Annotated in this window: 27 protein-coding genes; 20 read left to right on the plus strand and 7 right to left on the minus strand. The window is 38.7% G+C overall.

The window, feature by feature from the left end:
* Positions 1-61: 61 nt before the first annotated feature.
* The 15 genes from PaeCFBP13512_RS07140 (at position 62) to PaeCFBP13512_RS07200 (ending at position 9,631) form a co-directional block, all read left to right on the plus strand.
* Entirely contained in the window at positions 62-775 is a 714-nt protein-coding gene (locus tag PaeCFBP13512_RS07140; protein WP_137222185.1) for a DUF4309 domain-containing protein, read from the plus strand.
* A gap of 168 nt (positions 776-943) precedes the next feature.
* A complete protein-coding gene (locus PaeCFBP13512_RS23195) occupies positions 944-1,099 on the plus strand; it encodes a hypothetical protein (protein WP_161594234.1) in 156 nt (51 codons plus the stop codon).
* Positions 1,100-1,138: 39 nt separating this feature from the next.
* Positions 1,139-1,639 carry a DinB family protein gene (locus tag PaeCFBP13512_RS07145; RefSeq protein ID WP_137222187.1) on the plus strand — a complete coding sequence of 167 codons (501 nt, stop codon included), beginning with the start codon at positions 1,139-1,141 and terminating at the stop codon, positions 1,637-1,639.
* A gap of 96 nt (positions 1,640-1,735) precedes the next feature.
* Positions 1,736-2,167 (plus strand): GNAT family N-acetyltransferase, encoded by a 432-nt coding sequence (locus PaeCFBP13512_RS07150; RefSeq protein WP_137222189.1) that lies wholly within the window; start codon positions 1,736-1,738, stop codon positions 2,165-2,167.
* A 31-nt stretch (positions 2,168-2,198) separates the two neighbouring features.
* Positions 2,199-2,510, plus strand: coding sequence for a hypothetical protein (locus PaeCFBP13512_RS07155; protein ID WP_137222191.1), 312 nt, complete (start codon positions 2,199-2,201; stop codon positions 2,508-2,510).
* A gap of 141 nt (positions 2,511-2,651) precedes the next feature.
* Positions 2,652-2,774 carry a hypothetical protein gene (locus tag PaeCFBP13512_RS23575; protein ID WP_273593517.1) on the plus strand — a complete coding sequence of 41 codons (123 nt, stop codon included), beginning with the start codon at positions 2,652-2,654 and terminating at the stop codon, positions 2,772-2,774.
* A 171-nt stretch (positions 2,775-2,945) separates the two neighbouring features.
* Positions 2,946-3,476: a peptide-methionine (S)-S-oxide reductase MsrA gene (gene msrA, locus PaeCFBP13512_RS07160; protein ID WP_069327232.1), complete on the plus strand. Its 531-nt coding sequence runs from the start codon at positions 2,946-2,948 to the stop codon at positions 3,474-3,476.
* Positions 3,477-3,503: 27 nt separating this feature from the next.
* Positions 3,504-4,274: a hypothetical protein gene (locus PaeCFBP13512_RS07165; RefSeq protein WP_069327233.1), complete on the plus strand. Its 771-nt coding sequence runs from the start codon at positions 3,504-3,506 to the stop codon at positions 4,272-4,274.
* A gap of 13 nt (positions 4,275-4,287) precedes the next feature.
* The gene (locus PaeCFBP13512_RS07170; RefSeq protein ID WP_069327234.1) at positions 4,288-4,782 is read left to right on the plus strand and encodes an NUDIX hydrolase; all 495 of its coding nucleotides are present in this window, start codon (positions 4,288-4,290) and stop codon (positions 4,780-4,782) included.
* Positions 4,779-5,507: a hypothetical protein gene (locus tag PaeCFBP13512_RS07175; RefSeq protein ID WP_137222193.1), complete on the plus strand. Its 729-nt coding sequence runs from the start codon at positions 4,779-4,781 to the stop codon at positions 5,505-5,507. Before PaeCFBP13512_RS07170 ends, PaeCFBP13512_RS07175 begins: the two co-directional genes overlap by 4 nt.
* Positions 5,508-5,594: 87 nt before the next feature.
* Positions 5,595-6,332: a Bax inhibitor-1/YccA family protein gene (locus PaeCFBP13512_RS07180; RefSeq protein ID WP_137222195.1), complete on the plus strand. Its 738-nt coding sequence runs from the start codon at positions 5,595-5,597 to the stop codon at positions 6,330-6,332.
* Between the two features lie 165 nt (positions 6,333-6,497).
* The gene (locus PaeCFBP13512_RS07185) at positions 6,498-6,803 is read left to right on the plus strand and encodes an antibiotic biosynthesis monooxygenase family protein (RefSeq protein WP_137222197.1); all 306 of its coding nucleotides are present in this window, start codon (positions 6,498-6,500) and stop codon (positions 6,801-6,803) included.
* A 19-nt stretch (positions 6,804-6,822) separates the two neighbouring features.
* Positions 6,823-7,287: a GNAT family N-acetyltransferase gene (locus PaeCFBP13512_RS07190; protein WP_137222199.1), complete on the plus strand. Its 465-nt coding sequence runs from the start codon at positions 6,823-6,825 to the stop codon at positions 7,285-7,287.
* A 126-nt stretch (positions 7,288-7,413) separates the two neighbouring features.
* Positions 7,414-8,814, plus strand: coding sequence for a phytase (locus PaeCFBP13512_RS07195; protein ID WP_241669306.1), 1,401 nt, complete (start codon positions 7,414-7,416; stop codon positions 8,812-8,814).
* A gap of 178 nt (positions 8,815-8,992) precedes the next feature.
* The gene (locus PaeCFBP13512_RS07200) at positions 8,993-9,631 is read left to right on the plus strand and encodes a LysE family translocator (RefSeq protein WP_137222201.1); all 639 of its coding nucleotides are present in this window, start codon (positions 8,993-8,995) and stop codon (positions 9,629-9,631) included.
* A gap of 56 nt (positions 9,632-9,687) precedes the next feature.
* On the opposite strand, the gene PaeCFBP13512_RS07205 is transcribed toward PaeCFBP13512_RS07200, so the two are convergent.
* From PaeCFBP13512_RS07205 to PaeCFBP13512_RS07225, 5 genes are all read right to left on the minus strand, one after another.
* Entirely contained in the window at positions 9,688-10,644 is a 957-nt protein-coding gene (locus tag PaeCFBP13512_RS07205; RefSeq protein WP_137222204.1) for an alpha/beta fold hydrolase, read from the minus strand.
* A gap of 154 nt (positions 10,645-10,798) precedes the next feature.
* Positions 10,799-11,767, minus strand: a complete 969-nt coding sequence (locus tag PaeCFBP13512_RS07210; protein WP_137222206.1) for a type I phosphomannose isomerase catalytic subunit — start codon at positions 11,765-11,767, stop codon at positions 10,799-10,801.
* A gap of 85 nt (positions 11,768-11,852) precedes the next feature.
* Positions 11,853-12,242: a VOC family protein gene (locus PaeCFBP13512_RS07215; RefSeq protein ID WP_137222208.1), complete on the minus strand. Its 390-nt coding sequence runs from the start codon at positions 12,240-12,242 to the stop codon at positions 11,853-11,855.
* 54 nt (positions 12,243-12,296) lie between these two features.
* Positions 12,297-12,890 carry a class I SAM-dependent methyltransferase gene (locus PaeCFBP13512_RS07220; RefSeq protein ID WP_137222211.1) on the minus strand — a complete coding sequence of 198 codons (594 nt, stop codon included), beginning with the start codon at positions 12,888-12,890 and terminating at the stop codon, positions 12,297-12,299.
* 1 nt (position 12,891) lies between these two features.
* The gene (locus PaeCFBP13512_RS07225) at positions 12,892-13,848 is read right to left on the minus strand and encodes a TIGR01212 family radical SAM protein (RefSeq protein WP_137222213.1); all 957 of its coding nucleotides are present in this window, start codon (positions 13,846-13,848) and stop codon (positions 12,892-12,894) included.
* A gap of 469 nt (positions 13,849-14,317) precedes the next feature.
* On the opposite strand from PaeCFBP13512_RS07225, the gene trmB reads away from it, so the two are divergent.
* Positions 14,318-15,025 (plus strand): tRNA (guanosine(46)-N7)-methyltransferase TrmB, encoded by a 708-nt coding sequence (gene trmB, locus PaeCFBP13512_RS07230; RefSeq protein ID WP_137222215.1) that lies wholly within the window; start codon positions 14,318-14,320, stop codon positions 15,023-15,025.
* Between the two features lie 37 nt (positions 15,026-15,062).
* Here trmB and PaeCFBP13512_RS07235 read toward each other — a convergent pair whose 3' ends face one another.
* Positions 15,063-16,196 carry an MGDG synthase family glycosyltransferase gene (locus PaeCFBP13512_RS07235; protein WP_069327245.1) on the minus strand — a complete coding sequence of 378 codons (1,134 nt, stop codon included), beginning with the start codon at positions 16,194-16,196 and terminating at the stop codon, positions 15,063-15,065.
* A gap of 119 nt (positions 16,197-16,315) precedes the next feature.
* Positions 16,316-16,843: a phosphatase PAP2 family protein gene (locus PaeCFBP13512_RS07240; protein WP_069327246.1), complete on the minus strand. Its 528-nt coding sequence runs from the start codon at positions 16,841-16,843 to the stop codon at positions 16,316-16,318.
* Between the two features lie 696 nt (positions 16,844-17,539).
* On the opposite strand from PaeCFBP13512_RS07240, the gene PaeCFBP13512_RS07245 reads away from it, so the two are divergent.
* The 4 genes from PaeCFBP13512_RS07245 (at position 17,540) to rplT (ending at position 20,339) form a co-directional block, all read left to right on the plus strand.
* Positions 17,540-18,787, plus strand: a complete 1,248-nt coding sequence (locus tag PaeCFBP13512_RS07245) for a glycosyltransferase family 2 protein (RefSeq protein ID WP_069327247.1) — start codon at positions 17,540-17,542, stop codon at positions 18,785-18,787.
* A gap of 455 nt (positions 18,788-19,242) precedes the next feature.
* Positions 19,243-19,737 carry a translation initiation factor IF-3 gene (infC, locus tag PaeCFBP13512_RS07250; RefSeq protein WP_069327248.1) on the plus strand — a complete coding sequence of 165 codons (495 nt, stop codon included), beginning with the start codon at positions 19,243-19,245 and terminating at the stop codon, positions 19,735-19,737.
* 15 nt (positions 19,738-19,752) lie between these two features.
* Complete coding sequence (gene rpmI / locus PaeCFBP13512_RS07255; protein WP_069327249.1) at positions 19,753-19,953, plus strand: 50S ribosomal protein L35; 201 nt, start codon at positions 19,753-19,755, stop codon at positions 19,951-19,953.
* A 26-nt stretch (positions 19,954-19,979) separates the two neighbouring features.
* On the plus strand, positions 19,980-20,339 hold the full coding sequence (gene rplT / locus PaeCFBP13512_RS07260) for a 50S ribosomal protein L20 (protein ID WP_069327250.1): 360 nt from the start codon (positions 19,980-19,982) through the stop codon (positions 20,337-20,339).
* Positions 20,340-20,553 lie beyond the last annotated feature (214 nt).

Consider the following 20,553-nt stretch of genomic DNA (forward strand, 5'->3'; position numbering starts at 1 on the left):
AGATACATGTTCTCTATATACTAAACCTAACGAATCATTGACAAAGAGGAGAGAACAGAGAATGAATAGGTCTACACGTAAAAATAACGATAACCAACAATGGAGTCGATTGCAGATATCATCAGGTCTATGGAAAATCAGTCTATTGATCGTAGGCTTGATGATCGTAGCAGGGTGTGGTAATTCTCAGCAACAAGCAACACCTACAACTTCTGGATCCACGACTCCATCTGACAATAATATTGTAGAACCGTCGGTCACAGCGTCTACACCGGCGACAGCAGAGCCACAATCTTCAGAAGAGACTATTCCCGAACAGTCAACACAAAGTGAAGATACAGACGATACAGATCCCTTTTCAGGAACAACAATTCTCAAAGCTGCTAAAGAAGGCACATTGCCTGATTTGCCTAAAGGTCTAGCATTAGGATCAAGCCGTGAGACATTATTTCAATTAAAAGGGAAGCCAGAATTAGGTGATACGGATGTTCCAATGTTGAGTTATGGTACATTCGATGTGGCTTTCGATGGAAAAGACAAAATAGTGGAACTCACATCTAGTGCAGACGCTTATAAAAAGTTGAAAATGGATACTATTATCACTGAATTGGGTAAGCCTGATGAAAAAAATGATACGTCTAAAGATGTAGCTTATACAGCAGAAGCTACATATCAACTGACCAATCAAGATATTCCTAAGTATTTTCTTGTCTTTTCGTATCATACTCAAACTCAAAAGATACAATATGTTCGGTTGTATGAAGAGATTCAGTAATACACAAATAAGCAACATATAGATATAGAAAGGCACTCTTTACGAGTGTCTTTTTGTTTTGATTATAAATTGTTAAATCAACAGATAAAGAGTCAGTCGATTTCAATTGCCCCTCGATCTCAAATAAAAGTCGACTTTCCAATGAAGCCTGCTAAAATAGAATTATACATGGTAAAAAATGGGGAGTACTTTCCAGTAGGACTAAATCAATCTGGACAGTATTCACTACCTGAAAAGTCTGATGATGATGTGCAGTATGCACTTTCTGCAACATGGAATAAAGATAACAACAGTCAGTATTATTTTGGCGTGCATATTCGTTAAGCTCAAAAAGGATCTTATTTTGTCAAAGGAGGATTTTAAATGAATTATAGTCAACGACTTCAGAATCTGGTGTTGCATTTTCAGACCGAATTGAATCGTATTCCTCAAGACGAATTCAGCGCCAAAGCGCATCCTGCCAAATGGTCTAAAAAAGAAATTGTGGGTCACTTGTGTGATTCGGCTGCGAATAATTATATACGCTTTGTCAAAATAGCTCTGTCGGATTATCCGATTCCACTGGAAGGATATGATCAAGATCGCTGGGTAGAACTGAATGATTATCATAATAGTTATGATCCATATGATGTGATTCAGCTCTGGATCAATCGTAATGTTCAGATTGCTACTGTACTGGCACAGATTCCAGAAGAAGATTATACCAAAGAAGGTATTTTGCCTTCCGGTGAAAGTGCGACACTCGACTGGTTAGCTGCGGATTATATTGAACATATGATTCATCATTTCCGTCAGATTCTTGGTAATGAACGCATTGAGACGATGATTAACCAAAGTAAAAAGTCCAAAGTTGAACATAGTTAAATAACATAGTATATTCATACAGATCATATTCCTACTGTCATACAGGGATATGATCTATTTGCATTTATTTGATAAGGAAAGTAGGTTATACATACGATGATCTCTGTGATTAAAGAATTGAAAGTAGAGGAACTTGAACCTTTGGTGCTCCAAAGTGAACAAGAAGGATTTAGACATATCCGTCGGTTGGTTAACGAATATCAGTCAGGAGAAAATACATTTTCAGGTCAAGGCGAAGCACTGTATATTGCCCACGAACAAGAGCAGATTGTCGGTGTCATTGGACTGAATCAAGATCCTTTTTCCGATCAATCTACAGGTCGTGTACGCCGATTGTATGTTCATCCAGACTATCGTCATCTAGGAATTGGTACGCAATTGGTGCAAAAAGTGACTTCTGAAGCAAACAAGTTCTATAATATACTGGTACTGCGTGCAGATAGTGAGCAAGCCAGTCAGTTCTATCTAGCGCTAGGATTTAAGCCAGATTCTCATGATCCACATCGTACTCATTACAAAGTATTATAATGTTCTCACATGTATAGGAGCTGATTCTGTTTTGCCGAAACAAAGAAAAAAATGGATTTTGATATTGATCTTTTTTGCACTGATTTTGAGTATGGTGGCTACTGTCCCAAGTGAAAAGTCTTATAATCAATGGTTAGCCACTCAATACAATCTAAAGTGTACAAGTGATACAGTAACGAGAGATTGTAGTATTAATGGACAAGCGATTGAATGGAAAGACAAAACAGAACGTCATTTGTTTCTTTATAAAAAAACGACAGATGAATACTCGACCAATAAAGGAAATTTGACGATCAAATCGTTAGGAATATTTGGTCATTACTTTGATATATCTTCCTCATAAAGCTGTATATATTAGAGCGTTTACACTGCGTTGATATTTTCTATTTTTATTTACACAAATCTGGATTGACAACGATAGTTCTCCCCCTTAAAATGACGATAAGCCACATTGGCGAAGTTGAAATGAAGAGAGGGGACTATCATGCTGCAAGTCATCCGTAGAGTGCTGGAATGGTTGTTTGTCGATAACAAACAGGTATATCAATTCAGTGATGTGTTTTGTGAAGATAGCGGGTTTGTCGTCTATATTCCTGAACAGAAATAGCAGGTAGTCTATAATCGTCTTATCAATCGATAAGCCATATGATTTTTTTGAGAATCAGCCGCAAGCATAGATGAGTGATCATCTAAGTATTGCGGCTTTTGTAATGCTTTCTAAACATACGTATAATGAAGATATATTTAACCTACTCATACACAGAAGGGGATTATGTACATGTCAGAATTACAAAAAGCTACATTTGCCGGAGGATGTTTCTGGTGCATGGTTACTCCATTCGAAGAATTACCAGGTATTCATGGAATCGTATCTGGATATACAGGTGGGCATATCAAAAATCCAACGTACGAACAAGTCAAAACAGGCAATACCGGTCATTATGAAGTCGTTGAAATTACATTTGATCCGTCATTATTTGCTTACGAGAAATTGTTAGAATTGTACTGGCCACAGACCGATCCAACCGATGATGGCGGACAGTTCCAAGATCGTGGAACACAGTATCGTACCGCTATTTTTTATCATAATGAAGAACAGCAAGAATTAGCACTTCAGTCCAAAGTAGAACTGGCAGCAAGTGGTCGATTTACACAACCGATTGTCACTGAAATTTTGCCTGCATCTGTGTTCTATCCTGCTGAAGAATATCATCAAGATTATCACAAAAAGAATCCAAAACATTATAAAGAAGATCGTGAGCAATCCGGTCGGGACGAATTTATTGATAGCAACTGGCAACAGTCTTAAAATAGCAAGAGTAGAGGAGAATAGATAATGAAAAAGTTACGTTCACTGTTTGGTAAAAAGTCAGATGACACGAATGAATCTCATGAAGAGTCTACACCAAAGACTTCCACTTCTCCAACAGAGTCTGCTACAGAACCACAGAAAGTGAATCTAGCCAATCCTGAATTTCAAGAAATGGATCGGTTGCGTGAATTGTTTCAACAAGAGAAATTTAGTGAAGTTTTGCAAGAAGTTGAACCTTATCGTTCCTCTCTAGATACGTATGTGGTGAAAGAAGCGTATGGTTTGACTGCTTTGTCTTATTTTCGATTAGAGCAATATGAACAAGCACGAGCTACATTTGAATGGTTATGCAATGAGTATGGAGATATCAATGATTGGTTTAATTTAATGACTTCGGCTATTCTGGCAGGTAAAATCGATCAGGGCATGGAAGCTTATACACAAGCCAAAGAATTACGTGCACACGCTGAAAATGATGAAGGTGTACCTATTCCGCAGATGATGTACTATGCTTGCCGTGCACTTGCAGATGCTAAGGAATATGATCGTGCATTTAAAGTATTAAATGAATTAGTTGATATCCATAAGCAACTTCATATTACAGATGATACGTTCTTATATATGCGTGGAGTGCCTATGTTACCTCATACGATGGAAGCCGCCAAAATTATTTTAACAGCTCGCAAAGATAAAATGGATATTGATACATGGTTTGCGATGTTAGATGCTTCGCTGGATGAAGAAGGCAGAGAAATAGCACGACAGACCAAACAGCAAATTATAGCTGTTCAATAAGGAGCAAAGGTGGATGAGCTATATCACTGAACTAAGAGCAGTTGTAGGAAGCAGACCTCTTATTATGGCTGGTGCTACTGTTATATTAGTAAATGATCAACAACAGATCCTTTTGCAAAAGCGTGTAGATAATCATTGCTGGGGATTACCCGGTGGAAGTATGGAACTTGGCGAGACATTAGAACAAGTCGCTAAGCGAGAACTAGAAGAAGAAACAGGTTTGGTAGCTGTGCATTTGCAGCTACTGGATATTTTCTCCGGCCCTGATCTATATTATCAATATCCGCATGGGGATGAAGTCTATAATGTTGTAGCAGCTTACGTATGTAGAGAGTATACAGGTTCACTTCAAGCGCAATGTTCTGAAGTCCAAGAATTACAATTTTTTGACCTTTTTGTATTACCACAGATGATCAATCCACCTGATCGTCCTATTATTCAATCTTTTACGCAATCATTTCTAGGAAGTGATCGTGATGCTGTCACCGAAAGGAATCCAAACGATTGAAAAAAACCATTATCGTATTGTTGCTTATTGTATTGGTTGGATGTGAAAATCAGTCTACTCCCACACAACCGGTAACAGCTAAAGTCATTCGAACACCTGATCGACCTGTAACCAATACTACTGAGGCACCCACTTCAGAAAAAGGATTAACCACAGATCTGATCGAACAGTATGAAGCCAAAGAAGCTACAAAAAAAGCGAAAAAACAACAGAAAATGATCCAATTACATGTTGTACCGAATACCGATGCTGAATATCAAAAGTTACAAGCACAGACATGGGATAATATCGTTATCGCGAAAGTGAATATAAATCAGCAAAAAGTAAGTACCGTGCGAACATGGATCGATCATTATCGTAATGGACAGTTCAAAGAACAAATGCTGTATAACAATTTTGCTATTCCAGACGGAGAAAAAGAAATGTCGATTCATTCTTATTCTAAAAGAGAAGATGATCGCCATGAGACGGTTGTGATTATGATTCAAGTGGGATTAAATTCTACCAGCTTAGAGTATACATATCTTCCAGTACATGCTTCTACATCCATGTCGAGTACCTTGTTGGATCAGCGATCAATTCCGATCAACACGACGGTTGATCTTTCTATGCGTGTCAACAATGATGGTCAACACACTATGACAAGTAGCAATCTAGCTGAAACGATCAAAAATAACAAAGAAGTATTTGTGTTACGTGCCAAATGGGTGGGGTTGTCCAAATGAATCATTCCCACCTATAATGGACAAGTCATCCGTAGAACGATGATGTAGAGGGGTTATTTATATTTTAGACAGAAAAGAGATGATCGTATGGCGTTAAACAATCCAGCACTTAGTGAAAAAGCATTTTCGGATTTTAAAGAAAGTGATTTTAAAGCAGGAGCAATGACGGTTGGCGGTACTGTTGGAAAAACAATGGTACTTCTTGCTTTGCTAATGGTTGCAGCAGTGTACACATGGTATTTGTATTATCAAGGACAAGATGTGACTGGTTTTCTGATCGTAGGTTTGATCGGTAGTCTGGTGACTTCGCTAATTACTATTTTTTTCAAAAGAGCAGCCTTTGTAACAGCACCTTTATATGTGATTTTGAATGGATTAATGTTAGGGGCAATCTCGGCGTGGACCGATTATAGTTATCCGGGAATTGTTATCAATGCGATTCTGATTACGGTAGGGACATTATTCTTGATGCTAGCTATTTATACATTACGTATTATCAAAGTCACACCAGGATTTACACTTGGCATCGTGATTTGTACGGCTTCAATTGCACTTGTTTATCTAATTGATATTATTTTAGGATTTTTTGGAATCAGTGTACCGTTTATTCATGAAACCGGTTGGATCGGCATCGGGATTAGCTTATTTATCGTAGCGATTGCTGCACTGAACTTATTGCTAGACTTTCACTTCATTGAGACTGAAGCTCAATCAGGTGCACCTAAGTATATGGAATGGTATGCAGCCTTTGGTCTAATGGTGACCTTGATCTGGTTGTATATGGAAATTCTACGTTTGTTATCTAAGCTGAATAGTCGTAACTAACGGGTAGGTAAATCTAAAGTCTTGTTCCTGATCGTAGGAGCAAGACTTTTTGTATTGTTCAGTTGAATGAAAGAGCGAACACCTTTATACTAAATCAAACCCATTATGGGTAGTGCCCAATTATTTATATAGTGCTATAAGGAAAAGATATGGAGGAGTGATGTGATGATATTAGAGGTAGCTATTTTACAAGTAAAAGCAGGTCAAACCGAAGATTTTGAGCAAAGTTTCCGTCAAGCTTCTCAGATTATATCTGGTATGAAAGGGTACATATCACATGAGTTACAATGTTACCTTGAAGTTGACAATCAATACATATTGTTAGTCCGTTGGCAGACACTAGCCGATCATACTGAAGGATTCCGCGGATCAGCAGAATATCAGGAGTGGAAGCAATTACTTCATCATTACTATGATCCATTCCCGACGGTACATCATTATAAAACCGTAGAATCTTCTCAATCCCTATAATCAAAGGAGTGTTATATCTATGGTTCGTATAGAACAAGTTCTGCCTACTGATCAGCATTTGAGAAGATTAATTCTGGCATTAGATAAAGATCTACTACAGCGGTATGATGAAGAAAATATTTATACAATTGATCTGGATCATCCTGATACCCTTAAAACTACTTTTATGGTGGCTTATGTAGATGATACACCGGCAGGTTGTGGTGCTATTCGTTCATTGGATGCAGACAGTGTAGAATTGAAACGATTTTTCGTCGACTCTACATATCGTAGACAAGGGATTGCTGGTAAAATGCTACAAGCATTAGAGCAGAGAGCGATTGAACAGGGTTGTCAATGGATTCGCTTGGAGACAGGTGCAGAACAATTTGAAGCGACAGCTTTTTACGAACGCAATGGTTATTATCGTATTCCTGTCTTTGCGGATTATAAAGATGATGGTATTAGTTTATGCTATGAGAAAAAGCTTGATTTGGATAAATAAATACTATTCTAGCGCTTTACCTGAACTTTACACAATACAGACTCCACGCTAACAATCATCGCCTATATTTAAATCGATGGGTATGACACGCCATACATAGCGTAATCGCGACAAGGAGCAGATGAAATGTTGAAGAACATAGGTAAAACGGCTTTATTGATGGCAGGAATCAGTATTACAGCAGCGGTAGCGAGTCCGCTGGTACATGCAGCAGAAGGTTCATCCGTTCCGCTTAGACAATCGATCGAGGCTATCGGTGGCAAAATGTACTGGGACGGAGAAGATAAAGCAGCCTTTTTCCAATTGAAAAATGGAATTACAGGTTCGATTACAGTGGGTGAGAAGAAATACCGACTGGCTGGCAAAAGTGGCGTATTGGAACAAGCTGCTCATTTACAACAGGGAGCTACCTATATTCCACAAAGCTTGCTGACAATGATCACTGCTGAAAATGCCAAATTCAATGATCCTGCTGATGCTATCCCTGTATTTTCGGTTCAGCCTACAGGCGAGACAGCTGCTGTAGAGTCAGGTGAAGATGCAGCAGATGATCCAGCGATCTGGCTTGATCCATCCAACGCAGCCAACAGCAAGATTATTGCTACGAACAAAGGCGGAGGCATGTTGGTCTATGATCTGAAAGGCAAAGAGTTACAATCTTATCCTACAGGTAAAATGAACAATACCGACCTTCGTTACGATTTTCCATTGAACGGTAAAAAAGTGGATATTGTTGGTGCGACCAATCGTTCAAGCAATACGATTGATATCTTTTCGTTTAATGGTCAAACAGGCGCACTTCAAAATATCCTTGCTACACCAATCAAATCCAAAATGGGTGAAGTATACGGATTTAGCTTGTACCATAGTGTAAAAACAAACAAATACTATGCGCTTGTTTTGGGTAAAGAAGGCGAATTCGAACAATATGAATTAATGGATAATGGTAAAGGCAAAGTAAAAGGATCATTGGTACGTCAATTCAAGCTGGATACGCAATCAGAAGGTATGGTTGCTGATGATGAATATGGCACATTATATATTGCTGAAGAAGATGCAGCGATCTGGAAATACAGTGCAGAACCTGATGGTGGTACCAAAGCTTTAGGCACAGTTGATGTTGCAGATGGTCGTCGTCTCCATGATGATATCGAAGGGTTAACCCTTTATTATGGTGCAGATGGAACAGGTTACTTGATGGCTTCAAGTCAAGGTAATAACACGTATGCTGTCTATGATCGCCAGAATAACAATGCATACATCGCTAACTTTACGATTAACGATGGTAAAGGTATCGATGGCACGACAGAAACCGATGGTATTGATGTATTAGGTGCGAATATGGGTAGCCAGTATCCGTATGGTGTATTTATTGCTCAAGATGATGAGAATTTGCAAAATGGCAAAAAGCTTAATCAAAACTTCAAGCTTGTACCATGGCAGTCGATTGATGCAGGTCTACATGAAGGTGTAGAGATGACGACCAACACTAGCCCTGATCCACGAAAATTAGAAAATCGTCAATAAGGTATACATGTATCGCCATACACTGATTTATTAAATAGTTGTAGGCTTTATTTCTACACATACAGACAAAAGTATCTTTTAAGATGCTGTTGTCTGTATTTTTTATATATTATCTATACCCATTTCACTTCAAAGCAGATATAATCTTCAGATATAAAAAAGATAGGAGTGAGGAACCGTGTGGGGAATCGAACATTATTGGATTTTTATTTTGTCTAGTATTTTGCTCAATATAACACCGGGCAGTGATACGATTTATATTTTAAGTCGTAGTATTTTTCAAGGGAAAAAGGCAGGGATCATGTCAGTATATGGTATTGTCTCAGGTTCATTAGTACATACATTACTTGCGGGTCTTGGACTTTCTCTTATTCTTATGCAATCTGCGCTTGCTTTTAATATTGTTAAATGGATTGGGGCTGCCTATCTGATCTGGTTGGGTGTTCGTTCGATTATGGCTCGGCACGAAGATAAACCATCGATGCAAGCTGTAGAGTCACAAAGCAATCGTAAAGTGTATTTGCAAGGCATGATGACCAATGTACTGAATCCCAAAGTTGCGCTGTTTTATTTAGCGTTTATCCCTCAATTTGTCAGCCCTGAACAGACGTATGGAGCGGTTCCTTTTATCCTGCTCGGACTTACTTTTAGCACGACCGGAATACTATGGTGTATGTTATTGGTTCTGTTTTCTAGTAAAATGGCAAAGCGTCTTCAATCCAGTCGTATCTCTACATATATGAACAAGATTACAGGTAGTATTTTTATATTATTAGGTCTGAATCTGTTACGTACTTCGCGTAATGTTTCATCGTAATTCTTTATCATTTTGAAAAAAATAAAGCCGTCTCTACCTACATAGGAGAGATGGCTTTATTTGGATGTCACGGATTGAGTAGATAGGTGTGCGTTTAGCCAATGAATCACATTTGCAGTCACTTCATCACGATTGGTATCATTTAGCGTCTCATGTCGGCTGTCTGGATACAAATCGAGCTTCACATCTTCTAACCCCAACTGAAGATATTGTTGATACAACTGCTTGACCCCTTTACCATATTGTCCGACAGGATCACGTTCACCGCTAAATAAATACACAGGCTTATTCGGTGGAATACGCTTCATATGATCGGGTTGATGAATCTCTAACAACAATTCAAAAAAGTGAACATAAAAACGAACAGAAGGTAACTTCCCACAAAGTGGATCATTCATAAATAAAGATACTTCTTCAGGATCACGTGATAACCAATCAAACGTTTTACGTGGACGTGGGAGCCCTTTATTGTATGAAGCAAACACAATGATATTTAACAATAGACTACGATGTACTTGTCCACGCAGTCGTTGCTGAAGATGAGCAATCTGCTTACCTACACGGAGTAGATTACGCTTTCCATTTGTACCGGACAACATAAATCCATCATACAGATCAGGTTGCTCATACATCACCTTTTGAATAATAAAAGAACCCATACTATGTCCCATAATGAAAAGAGGCATATTCGGATGATGATCTCGAATCCATTCAGATAATTGCATCACATTCTGAGTCATCCAATAAAATCCGTTATCTCCTGGATCGCCTAAATATTCAGGCCCTGAAGCCGTTAATCCATGTCCACGTTGATCATGAGCATAGACTATAAATCCTTGCTCAGTTAGCGATTCTGCAAATCGTTTGTATCGTTTGGCAGTTTCAGACATGCCATGAGTAATCTGAACAATTCCGCGTAAAGGTCGGTGATTCTCATCATCTTCTGGAAGCCATTCATATACATGGACAGCTACATTTTCAGGATCAGTCATTTTAAATGTACGCTCTAGCATCGTATTCCTCCTTGCAAATAACCTGTACAAATCTACATGATTGATGTAGGTCTGTACAGGTCTATTGTTGTCTCATTTCGAACTTATAATCTAACTAATGTTAACCATTTATTCCCATTATTGAATCAAAGCTAACTAGAACTGTTCTGTCTTTTTAAGGCAAATAAGAACGAATAACCGTGCAATGACCATCTAATGTGTAGTCGCCTAGATTAGCAGGTAATAAGAAACATTGTCCACCTTTGACAGGGACACTTTCATTGCCCCATGCAATCGAACCTTCACCATCAGCGATGACTAGAATAGTAAAACTTTCTGCGGTTGTTGATAATGACCAAGCACCATCTACGACCCCTTTTTCAACAATAAAGTAAGGAGAAGCAGCGAGTTCTAACCATTCTCCAGCTGTAAGACCATCTGTTTTCATCGTCGTTGCGCCAGCGCCTTCATAAGCGATGACATTGAGTGAATCTTCAATATGGAGTTCACGAGGTTTACCATCTAATCCAGGACGATCATAATCGTATAAACGATACGTTGTATCTGAATTTTGTTGGATTTCAGCAACCAGTACTCCTGCGCACAAAGCATGTACAGTACCGGCAGGAATATAGAATGTATCGCCTGCTTCTACCGAAACCTCTTGCAATGTATCTGTAATTTTATTATTCTCAATCGCTTCTGCTAAGGATTCACGAGTCACGCCTTCTTTAAGACCGTAAATGATCTTAGCACCCGGCTTCGCCGCAAGCACATACCACATTTCTGTTTTGCCGAGTTCCCCTTTAGGAAGCCCTGCATAATCATCTGTAGGATGAACCTGAACAGAAAGGTCGTCATTACAATCCAATAGTTTGATCAATAATGGAAAACGTCCGTTGACTTCAGATACACCTTTGGTGCCGAACCAATCGCGTCCGAATCGTTGTCCAAGTTCAGTTAAGCTTACACCATCTAATTCGCCACCGATAACAGAAGTGGTACCATTCGGGTGATCTGCGATCATCCAGCCTTCACCGATCACGCCTTCAGGAATATCCCAGCCAAATTGTTCAAGGGCACGTCCGCCCCACACACGTTCTTTAAATTCCGGTTGAAATTGAAGCGGGTATGGATTAGTCATTATTATCTCTCCTTCAAGTGTAATAGGTATACAACTGTTCTATGTATCCCATGCCGTCTGTGTCTCCAAGCGGTCTGTTTCTATCTTAACGTGACGATTGGAAAAATTCCAGACGCTCTCCATCAGGACCACTAAAGAAAAAGTAGCGACTGCCATTAGGAAGAGTGGTAATCTCTGCATCTAATTCTTGCAAATTTAAGGCTTGAATTCGTACATATTCTTGTTCAATATCATCTACTGCAAAAGCCACATGGTGTACTTTGCCTTCATTAGCGAGCTCACCTGTGTATCCTTCAACCAATTCGATTTCCGTTTGCGATTGATCTGGAAAAGCAAGAAAAGCGAGTTTGATATGCTCATCGATATGTCCAGCATTTTCGAGATGTTTCAAACCTATAACATCTTCATAAAAAGCAATCGACACCTCGATCGATTTTACCATAATACCTACATGCTCTAGTTTGCGTACAGCCATCAATACTCACTCCTTCAATATAATGTTACTTCCAATACAGCAGTGGATACTTATTCATGGTGTTGATGATCCTTTTTTCTCAATCGCAATGAGATAAGGTGCATCTTGCCGTTGCAATTGTCGATAAATAATCGATTGTGCTACAGCGACAGGCAGAGAAGAAGCCCAAGCTTGCACAGCCTCTGCTTCTTCTGCTCCGCCAGCATGTCCGGGATAGAGAACAATCGTGAGTATTCCCCGAATAGCTAATAAGTCAAAAGCAGAAGCCAAAGCCGTCAATGTTGAATCTGGTTCAGTAATAATACTCAGATCCCCTGTAGGCAGATACCCAAGATTAAACATGATCACTTGAATCTTACCATGCTGAGCTTCAGGAATATACTGGCTCATTGTAGCATGACTATCCAGAATCAATTGCACAGAAGCAAGCTTAGCTTGGTCTTCCTTATCTAAACGCTCCTGTGTACGATCCAGTGCATCTTGTTGAATATCAAAGCTAAATACCTGTCCACGTCTTCCAGCGGCTTTAGCAAGCATCAGCGTGTCTACACCTGTGCCAGCAGTCGCATCAATCGCATAACCTGAATGAGCATCCAGACGTTCCAATACTAATTTATGAGCATAACTTAAAACAGATAGAAATCCCATATCAAAGTGCTCTCCAATATTTGCTTTGCCATGTGTCCCGTTGCTTCAATTCATCATCAATCCCGTTAAGCACTTCCCATTTTCGCAAACTCCACATCGGACCGATCAATAGATCACGAGGTGCGTCTCCTGTAAGACGATGCACGATCATCTCTGGTGGTAAAATTTCAAGGGTATCTACGATCAACTTAATATATTCGTCTTTTTCCAAAAAGCGTAATAATCCCGCTTCATACTGCTTAACCATCGGTGTTTTGCGCATAAGATGGAGCAGGTGAATTTTGATACCTTGTACATCCATTTGGGCTACAGCACGACCTGTATCTAACATCATCTCATGCGTTTCTTGAGGCAGTCCGTATATAATATGAGCACAGACACGAATACCACGAGCACGTAACTTGGCGACCGCTTCTTCATAACATTGGCTATCATGAGCACGATTGATTAGCTCTGAAGTAGACTCATGAATCGTTTGTAATCCCATTTCGACCCATAGATAAGTACGTTCATTCAATTCAGCCAAATAATCGACTACATCATCAGGTAGACAATCAGGACGAGTCGCTATTGATAATCCGACCACACCTGGTTGCTGCAAAATAATTTCAAAGTACTCACGTAATTGTTCGACAGGAGCATATGTATTTGTATACGCCTGAAAATAACCAATATACTGAGCATGAGGCCATTTCTGATGCTGACGATCACGAATATGATTAAATTGAGTGACCAGATCATCACGACGACTGCCTGCAAAATCTCCTGAACCGCGAGCGCTACAGAATGTGCAACCCCCTTTGGCGATTGATCCATCACGATTGGGACAGGTAAATCCAGCATCTAATGTGACTTTGAATACTTTATTTCCAAATTGTTCACGCATTTCGGTATTCCACGTATGGAACCTTTTATCACTCCATAATAAGGGAGTGGAGGTAGCTTGAGTTGTAAGCATAGTGAAGCTCCTTCGATCGTTCTTGATTACGATATTTAAAGTATGAATCATACGTCTAATTCAGATTATATTGTAACAAACATTTTTATTTAAAAGATAGCGGCAGGTGACGAACTTCCAAATATTATCTACAAAATAAATGTTTTAAAAGTAAGGCTCGCTTCATTCGACTAAAAAAGGGGTAATCATTGTTAGAAACAACTTAAAAGCTTTATTTTTTCATAGTTTATTACAACAAACCATTTAATTTTTGAGCAAAAAATGGTAGACTATGATTGCTAAATTTGTTGGACCCCAATTCCAAATATAGAGAAAAGGATTTTCTAATCTGCTTGCAGAGAAGGAAGATCCTTTTTTCCTATTTACAGATAGATATGCAGATAAATGCTTTACTTTTTCTCATTTCTTCGTCACAATAATGCCTTAGTAGTAGGATAACTATATACACCATTGAAATCGGAGGAACGACATGCGTTTACGAGGTAGAAAAGGAATACGTGAAGGATTGGAGCAGCAGGAAGATTTAGTCGTGCTGAATCCTGAACAATATAAAGGAAAATGGCAAGAACGTTTCGATAATGATCTACCGATTCATGTTGAATTTGGCATGGGTAAAGGAAGATTTGTTAGCCAGATGAGCGTTAAGCATCCAAACGTCAATTATATTGGATTTGATATGTACGATGAATTGGTACGCCGTGCCAGTGAAAAAACAAGAATAGCTTGGGAAGAAGCAGAGCGTGGTGAACCCACAACGATTCAGCTAGCTCGCGCGAATATTGAGAAGATTGAAGAGGTTTTTGCACCGGGTGAGATCGAGCGAATCTATCTTAATTTTAGTGATCCATGGCCGAAAAAGAAGCACGGTCGTCGTCGCTTAACACATCCACGCTTTTTGGAAATGTATTGTAAATTGTTAAATGCTCGTGGTGAAATTCATTTCAAAACCGATTCTGAAACATTGTTTGAGTTCTCTTTGAATTCATTTGCAGATTATGGTCTACAAATGACTAATTTGAGTCTGAATCTTCATCGCGATGGGATCAATGAAGAGCATGTGATGACAGAATACGAAGCTAAATTTATGGGTAAAGGCATGAATATTCATCGTTGTGAAGTACTGATCGGTGAAGAAGTCCTGCGTGAATATCAAGCGATGCGTTTAGATAAATATTGATTTGTACCACAAAAAAAGTAAGGTCTTATCCATCGACTTAGGATAAGACCTTACTTTTTTCTACCATTTCAGCAATACTATGGGCACTTTGCGTTGGATTATAACGATCAATCTGAGCTATATTTTGCTTACGTTGTTCTACCACAGCATCATAATCATTGATCAACAATTCCATCCATTCGGTAACCACATCAATCGATGTAATCGGTTCTCCCCAACCTTGTTGCGTGAAATACTGAGAATTTTTTTCTTCTTGTCCGGGTAAAGGATTATAGAATAACATCGGGATCGCTTTGGCTAATCCTTCTGTACATGTCATTCCTCCCGGTTTGGTTACAAGAAGATCCGAAACTTCCATCAATTGATCAATTTCATTGGTGTATCGAATTAAATGAATATTAGGATGATTAAAGTTTACATTCTGCTCAGCTTTGCGATACGCTTTATCATTGTTACCAAAACAAAAAATAAATTGGATCTTATCACTGAAGCTGGTGAGGTACGCATTGACCACATCATCGCTCATCAATCCCCAACCACCGCTCATCACTAACACAGTCGGCATATTTTTGAGTCCAAACTTCTGTTGAAATTCGACTTTGCCTGTATGTTCCCAGAACTTAGGGTGGACAGGAATACCAGAGACTTCAATTTTCTGAATAGGTACACCACGCTGTATTAATTTGGAACGTACATCAGGTGTAGAGACTAGATAACGGTTCACTTCTGGACTCACCCATGTTCCATGAGCATCGTAATCTGTAATGACCATACATAATGGGGTACGCAGTCCCAAACGTTTAAGCCGTGAAATCACTGCTCCGGGAATCGGATGCGTACATACAATCACATCTGGCTTTAACTGCCGAACAACATTATGAGTATGTGTATAGAAAAGACGATGCAAAGCTAGCGTAGCTAGCCGATTGATCGATTTTTTGTATTGGCTACGATACATCATACGCACAAGTCTTGGTTGCGAGATGACCGTTTTTTTGTATGCGGTTAGGATCAATGGAGCCACTTTAGGATTAAGGAAACTACCGAGTTCCAGTACCTTAGTCTGAATATTCGGCGAGATTTTGCGTAAGCTACTCGCTAATGCATAAGCAGCCTGTGTGTGACCCGAACCAAAACCTTCCGACAAAAGCAGCACTCTATATTTTGACACGTCCAATTCACCTTTTCTGCAAGGTATTCTCTAATAAAATGGAGTAGAGGAAGGATAAGTATTAATCCTTCTCTGTAACACTACTGTAACAATCCGGTAATATTGCTAGAATAGCTTTTTTATGGCCATAATGCAAATGTACCCATCGCTACCGATGTTCCGATCGCAGCTCCCACCAGTACATCTGAAGGATAATGTAATCCCAAGTACATACGTGATACAGCAACAATCAGTGCGAATGGCAACAGCAACAGAATCATGAGTGGATCTGTCAACATAAATGGAACGGTAACAGAAAAGATCGCTGTCGTATGTCCTGATGGAAACGAATGGTCTGTTAATGGATTGCGGAACGTAATCGTTTCTGGGATAGCCAGATAAGGACGAATACGTGGGTACAGCTTTTTGACGATAGCTACAGGGACATGGCTAATGGCTAATGCTACAGCAGCTTGAAGTCCTGCGCGGCCCCAAGGTGCGGGTGCAAATTGCCATACCGCCAGAGTAGCTATAATGGTGAATGTCGCTCCGCCTAGATTTGTTAAGTAATAAAAGAAAAGATTTAAAAACTTATTATGAAGTCTTGAGTTAAACCATCTGAAAATGTGTTGCTCCATCGTTTGTAGGCGAATAAGAAAATGACGCATGAGAGACCCCCGTATTAATTGCCAATTTTCGGCTTATATTCATCATATTTTTATTCAGTGCGCTTTTCAAGCTTTATAACGTTAACAGAGTGTTAAAATAGATACAACTTTTGTAAGTTACCCAATAGTTTAAACCTGATTTGCAAAATAATCCAAAAGTATTTCTTATTACCCTTACCCGAGAATGGCTAAAGTCATTCACATCGAGTTCAACCAATATGTAAATCGTTATCAATAAGATGGTTCAACCTAATTAAATACGTTTAAAAATTCAAAGAAATACAACCACAAGCTTCAAAGTCACTATAGCTCCATTATTGATCCTCATACAAATCAAACACCATTAGCAATAAAAATAAGCAAATAGAACATAAACAGGCATAAAATGGCGTTAAACCTTGTTCTGTAACATTTATTGCATATAACTGGTCGTAATTCCATGGTTTTTAACCGTATACCCTCTTTTAGAATTTTGACAAATCCACAAAAAATGTGCAAAATCTTAATGTCGCTTGTAATCGTTTTGTAACATAACTTTAATGTTCGTCATAGTATAATCATCTGGGGTGAAAAGTTTTAAAGCGACTCATGCTAAAAATTAAATTTAAAATGTGACGTCTTGAAATTAGTGATCTAGAGAAAAAGAGTGAATTTGTTATATTGGGGTTTTAAAATTTAAGGAGGTTCACAGTTATTATGGGAAACGTTATTGATGCTATATTTATCGTGCTCCAGGTTATGCTGGCAGTTATCGGTGTATATCAGTTTTCATTCTCGCTATTTGGAATTGTTAAAAGGAAAAAAAGACCGGATCATGCTCCACAGAAATCATTCGCGGTACTTGTTGCAGCGCATAATGAGGAAACCGTTATTGGAGCACTAATGGAAAATCTGAAAAATATGGATTATCCGGCTGAATTATATGATGTGTTTGTTATCTGTGATAACTGTACAGATGGTACAGCAGATATCGTACGTAGTCACGGAATGAATGCTTGTGTACGTACTAATCCAGCAGAACGCGGTAAAGGATACGCGATCGAGTGGATGCTAAGAGAATTGTGGAGTATGCCTCGTCAGTATGATGGTATCGTTATGTTTGATGCTGATAACTTGGCAGACCACAGATTCTTGACAGAAATGAACAACGACATGTGTGAAGGTGCACGCGTTATTCAAGGTTATATTGATACAAAGAATCCAGAAGATTCTTGGATCACTGCTGCTTATGGCGTATCTTACTGGTACATCAACCGTCTATGGCAATTGTCTCGTCATAATTTAAATATGGCGAACTTCCTTGGTGGTACAGGAATGTGTTTTGAAAATGAACTATTGAAAGAAATCGGCTGGGGTGCAACAAGTCTTGTAGAAGATTTAGAATTTACAATGCGTTGTGCAGAAAAAGGAATTTACCCACGTTTTAGCTATGATGCAAAAGTATTTGATGAAAAGCCGTTAACATTCAAAGCTTCTTCTCGTCAACGTTTGCGTTGGATGCAAGGTCACTTTACAGTAGCTCGTCGTTATTTCTTCCCGCTACTATGGAAAAGTGTAAAAGAAATGAGTATTATCAAATTCGACTTGGCACTGTATAGTGTCAACGTATATATTGTTTTAGTTACATTCTTAATGACTGCGGCAATGTGGATTGATACAGCTATTCTAGGTGGACCACATATCGCTACAATCTATAACTACTTGCCAATGTGGGTAGCTATTACAGCAATTGGTGCCAATGTTGTTACTTTTATTCTTGCAATGGCATTAGAAAAAGTGAAGTCTTGGAAAGTATATCTATACTTGTTGTTATTCCCAATCTACGGTCTATCTTGGTGGCCAATTACGTTCTATGCTTTCTTCACACAAAACAACAAGCAATGGAGTCACACTCAACATACGCGTGTTGTACGTTTGGAAGAAGTACAAAGCAAACAAGGTTAATAACCATGTAATGCAATATAGCTACAATTAAAAAAGACCGATATAACAGCTAAGTTGTTATATCGGTCTTTTGTTTATACATGGCCTATAACATAATTTCTACTATAATTAGATAGATGGTTTATGTAATAGAATGTGATGAATACGATGAGTCTAAATGTATGTTTGATAGGCATTTAATTTATTTTATAAAAAGGGTTGTATATATCAAATAGATATGATACAATATTTTAGTACGTGATTGAGAATATATAAAGTAGAAGCTTTGCTTCTCACCTGCCCGATAATAGTCGGCTGGTTCATTGATCTGAGATTTATTGACAAGATTTGTCTTGTTATGGATATTAGCTGATCAAGGGATGCGGGTGACTAGACCTGCATCCCTTTTTAATTTGTATATTTATTATAGTTGCACGATCATAATATGGAGGTGGAAAGTTATTAGTAAAGAACATATGATCAATGACGAAATCCGGGTTAAAGAAGTACGCCTGGTTGGTGCTGAAGGTGAACAGATCGGAATTACGCCTACTCGTGAAGCATTGCAGATGGCAATCGATTTGAACATGGATCTTGTAAATGTAGCTCCACAAGCGAAACCACCTGTATGTCGCATTATGGACTACGGTAAATTCCGTTATGAGCAACAGAAGAAAGAAAAAGAAGCACGTAAAAACCAAAAGATCGTTGATCTTAAAGAAGTATGGTTCCGTGCTAACATTGAGGAGCATGATTATCAAACTAAACTCCGCAATGTTGTAAAATTCTTAAAAGATGGCGACAAAGTGAAATGCTCGGTCCGCTTCCGCGGTCGCGAAATTACACATGCAAGTATTGGTCAAAAAATATTGGATCGTGTAAAAGTTGAAGTTGAAGAACTTTGCACAGTTGAGCGCCAACCAAAATTAGAAGGCCGTAGCATGATCATGATCTTGGCGCCGAAAAATTAAAAGGGGGATATTAAAATGCCTAAAATGAAAACTCATAGTAGTTTAAAAGGACGCTTCAAAATTACAGGAACAGGTAAAATCAAACGTTATAAAGCGTTTAAAAACCACTTGCTTTCTCACAAATCCAAACGTCAAAAACGCGTTTTGGGAACAAACCCGTTGATGTCTAGCGGCGATGTAAAACGTTTGAAACAACAATTATCTAATCTTAAATAATTTAATTTACTGGGAGGTTTACTGATATGGCAAGAGTGAAGGGCGGATTCGTCACACGTCGCAGACATAAGAAAATTCTTAAATTAGCAAAAGGTTACTTCGGTTCCAAACACCGTATTTTTAAAACAGCAAAAGAGCAAGTTAACAAATCTTTGGTGTATGCTTACCGTGACCGTCGTCAGACAAAACGTAACTTCCGCAGATTGTGGATCGTTCGTATTAACGCAGCAGCACGTATCAACGGATTGTCTTACAACAAATTGATGCACGGTCTTAAATTGGCTGGTGTTGATATTAACCGTAAAATGTTAGCTGAATTGGCTGTAAATGATGTTAACGCGTTTAACTCATTGGCTACTGTAGCTAAAGAAAAAATTAACGCATAAGATTTATTCTTCTGTGTTGCATAAAGAGCCGTCGGATGATCCGGTGGCTCTTTTTATACGCAAATTATTCTAAAAAGTATACATAGTAATAAAACATAACACATAAATAGCAGTTTAACGCATTAAAACGTAAAACGTGTAAAGACTATGAACGATAATGTTACACGAGATTAACATTAAATAGTATATTTTTACATAATAAAGCGCTTTCAGA

Source organism: Paenibacillus sp. CFBP13512, from assembly GCF_005233705.1.
Classification (GTDB): domain Bacteria; phylum Bacillota; class Bacilli; order Paenibacillales; family Paenibacillaceae; genus Saccharibacillus; species Saccharibacillus nuruki.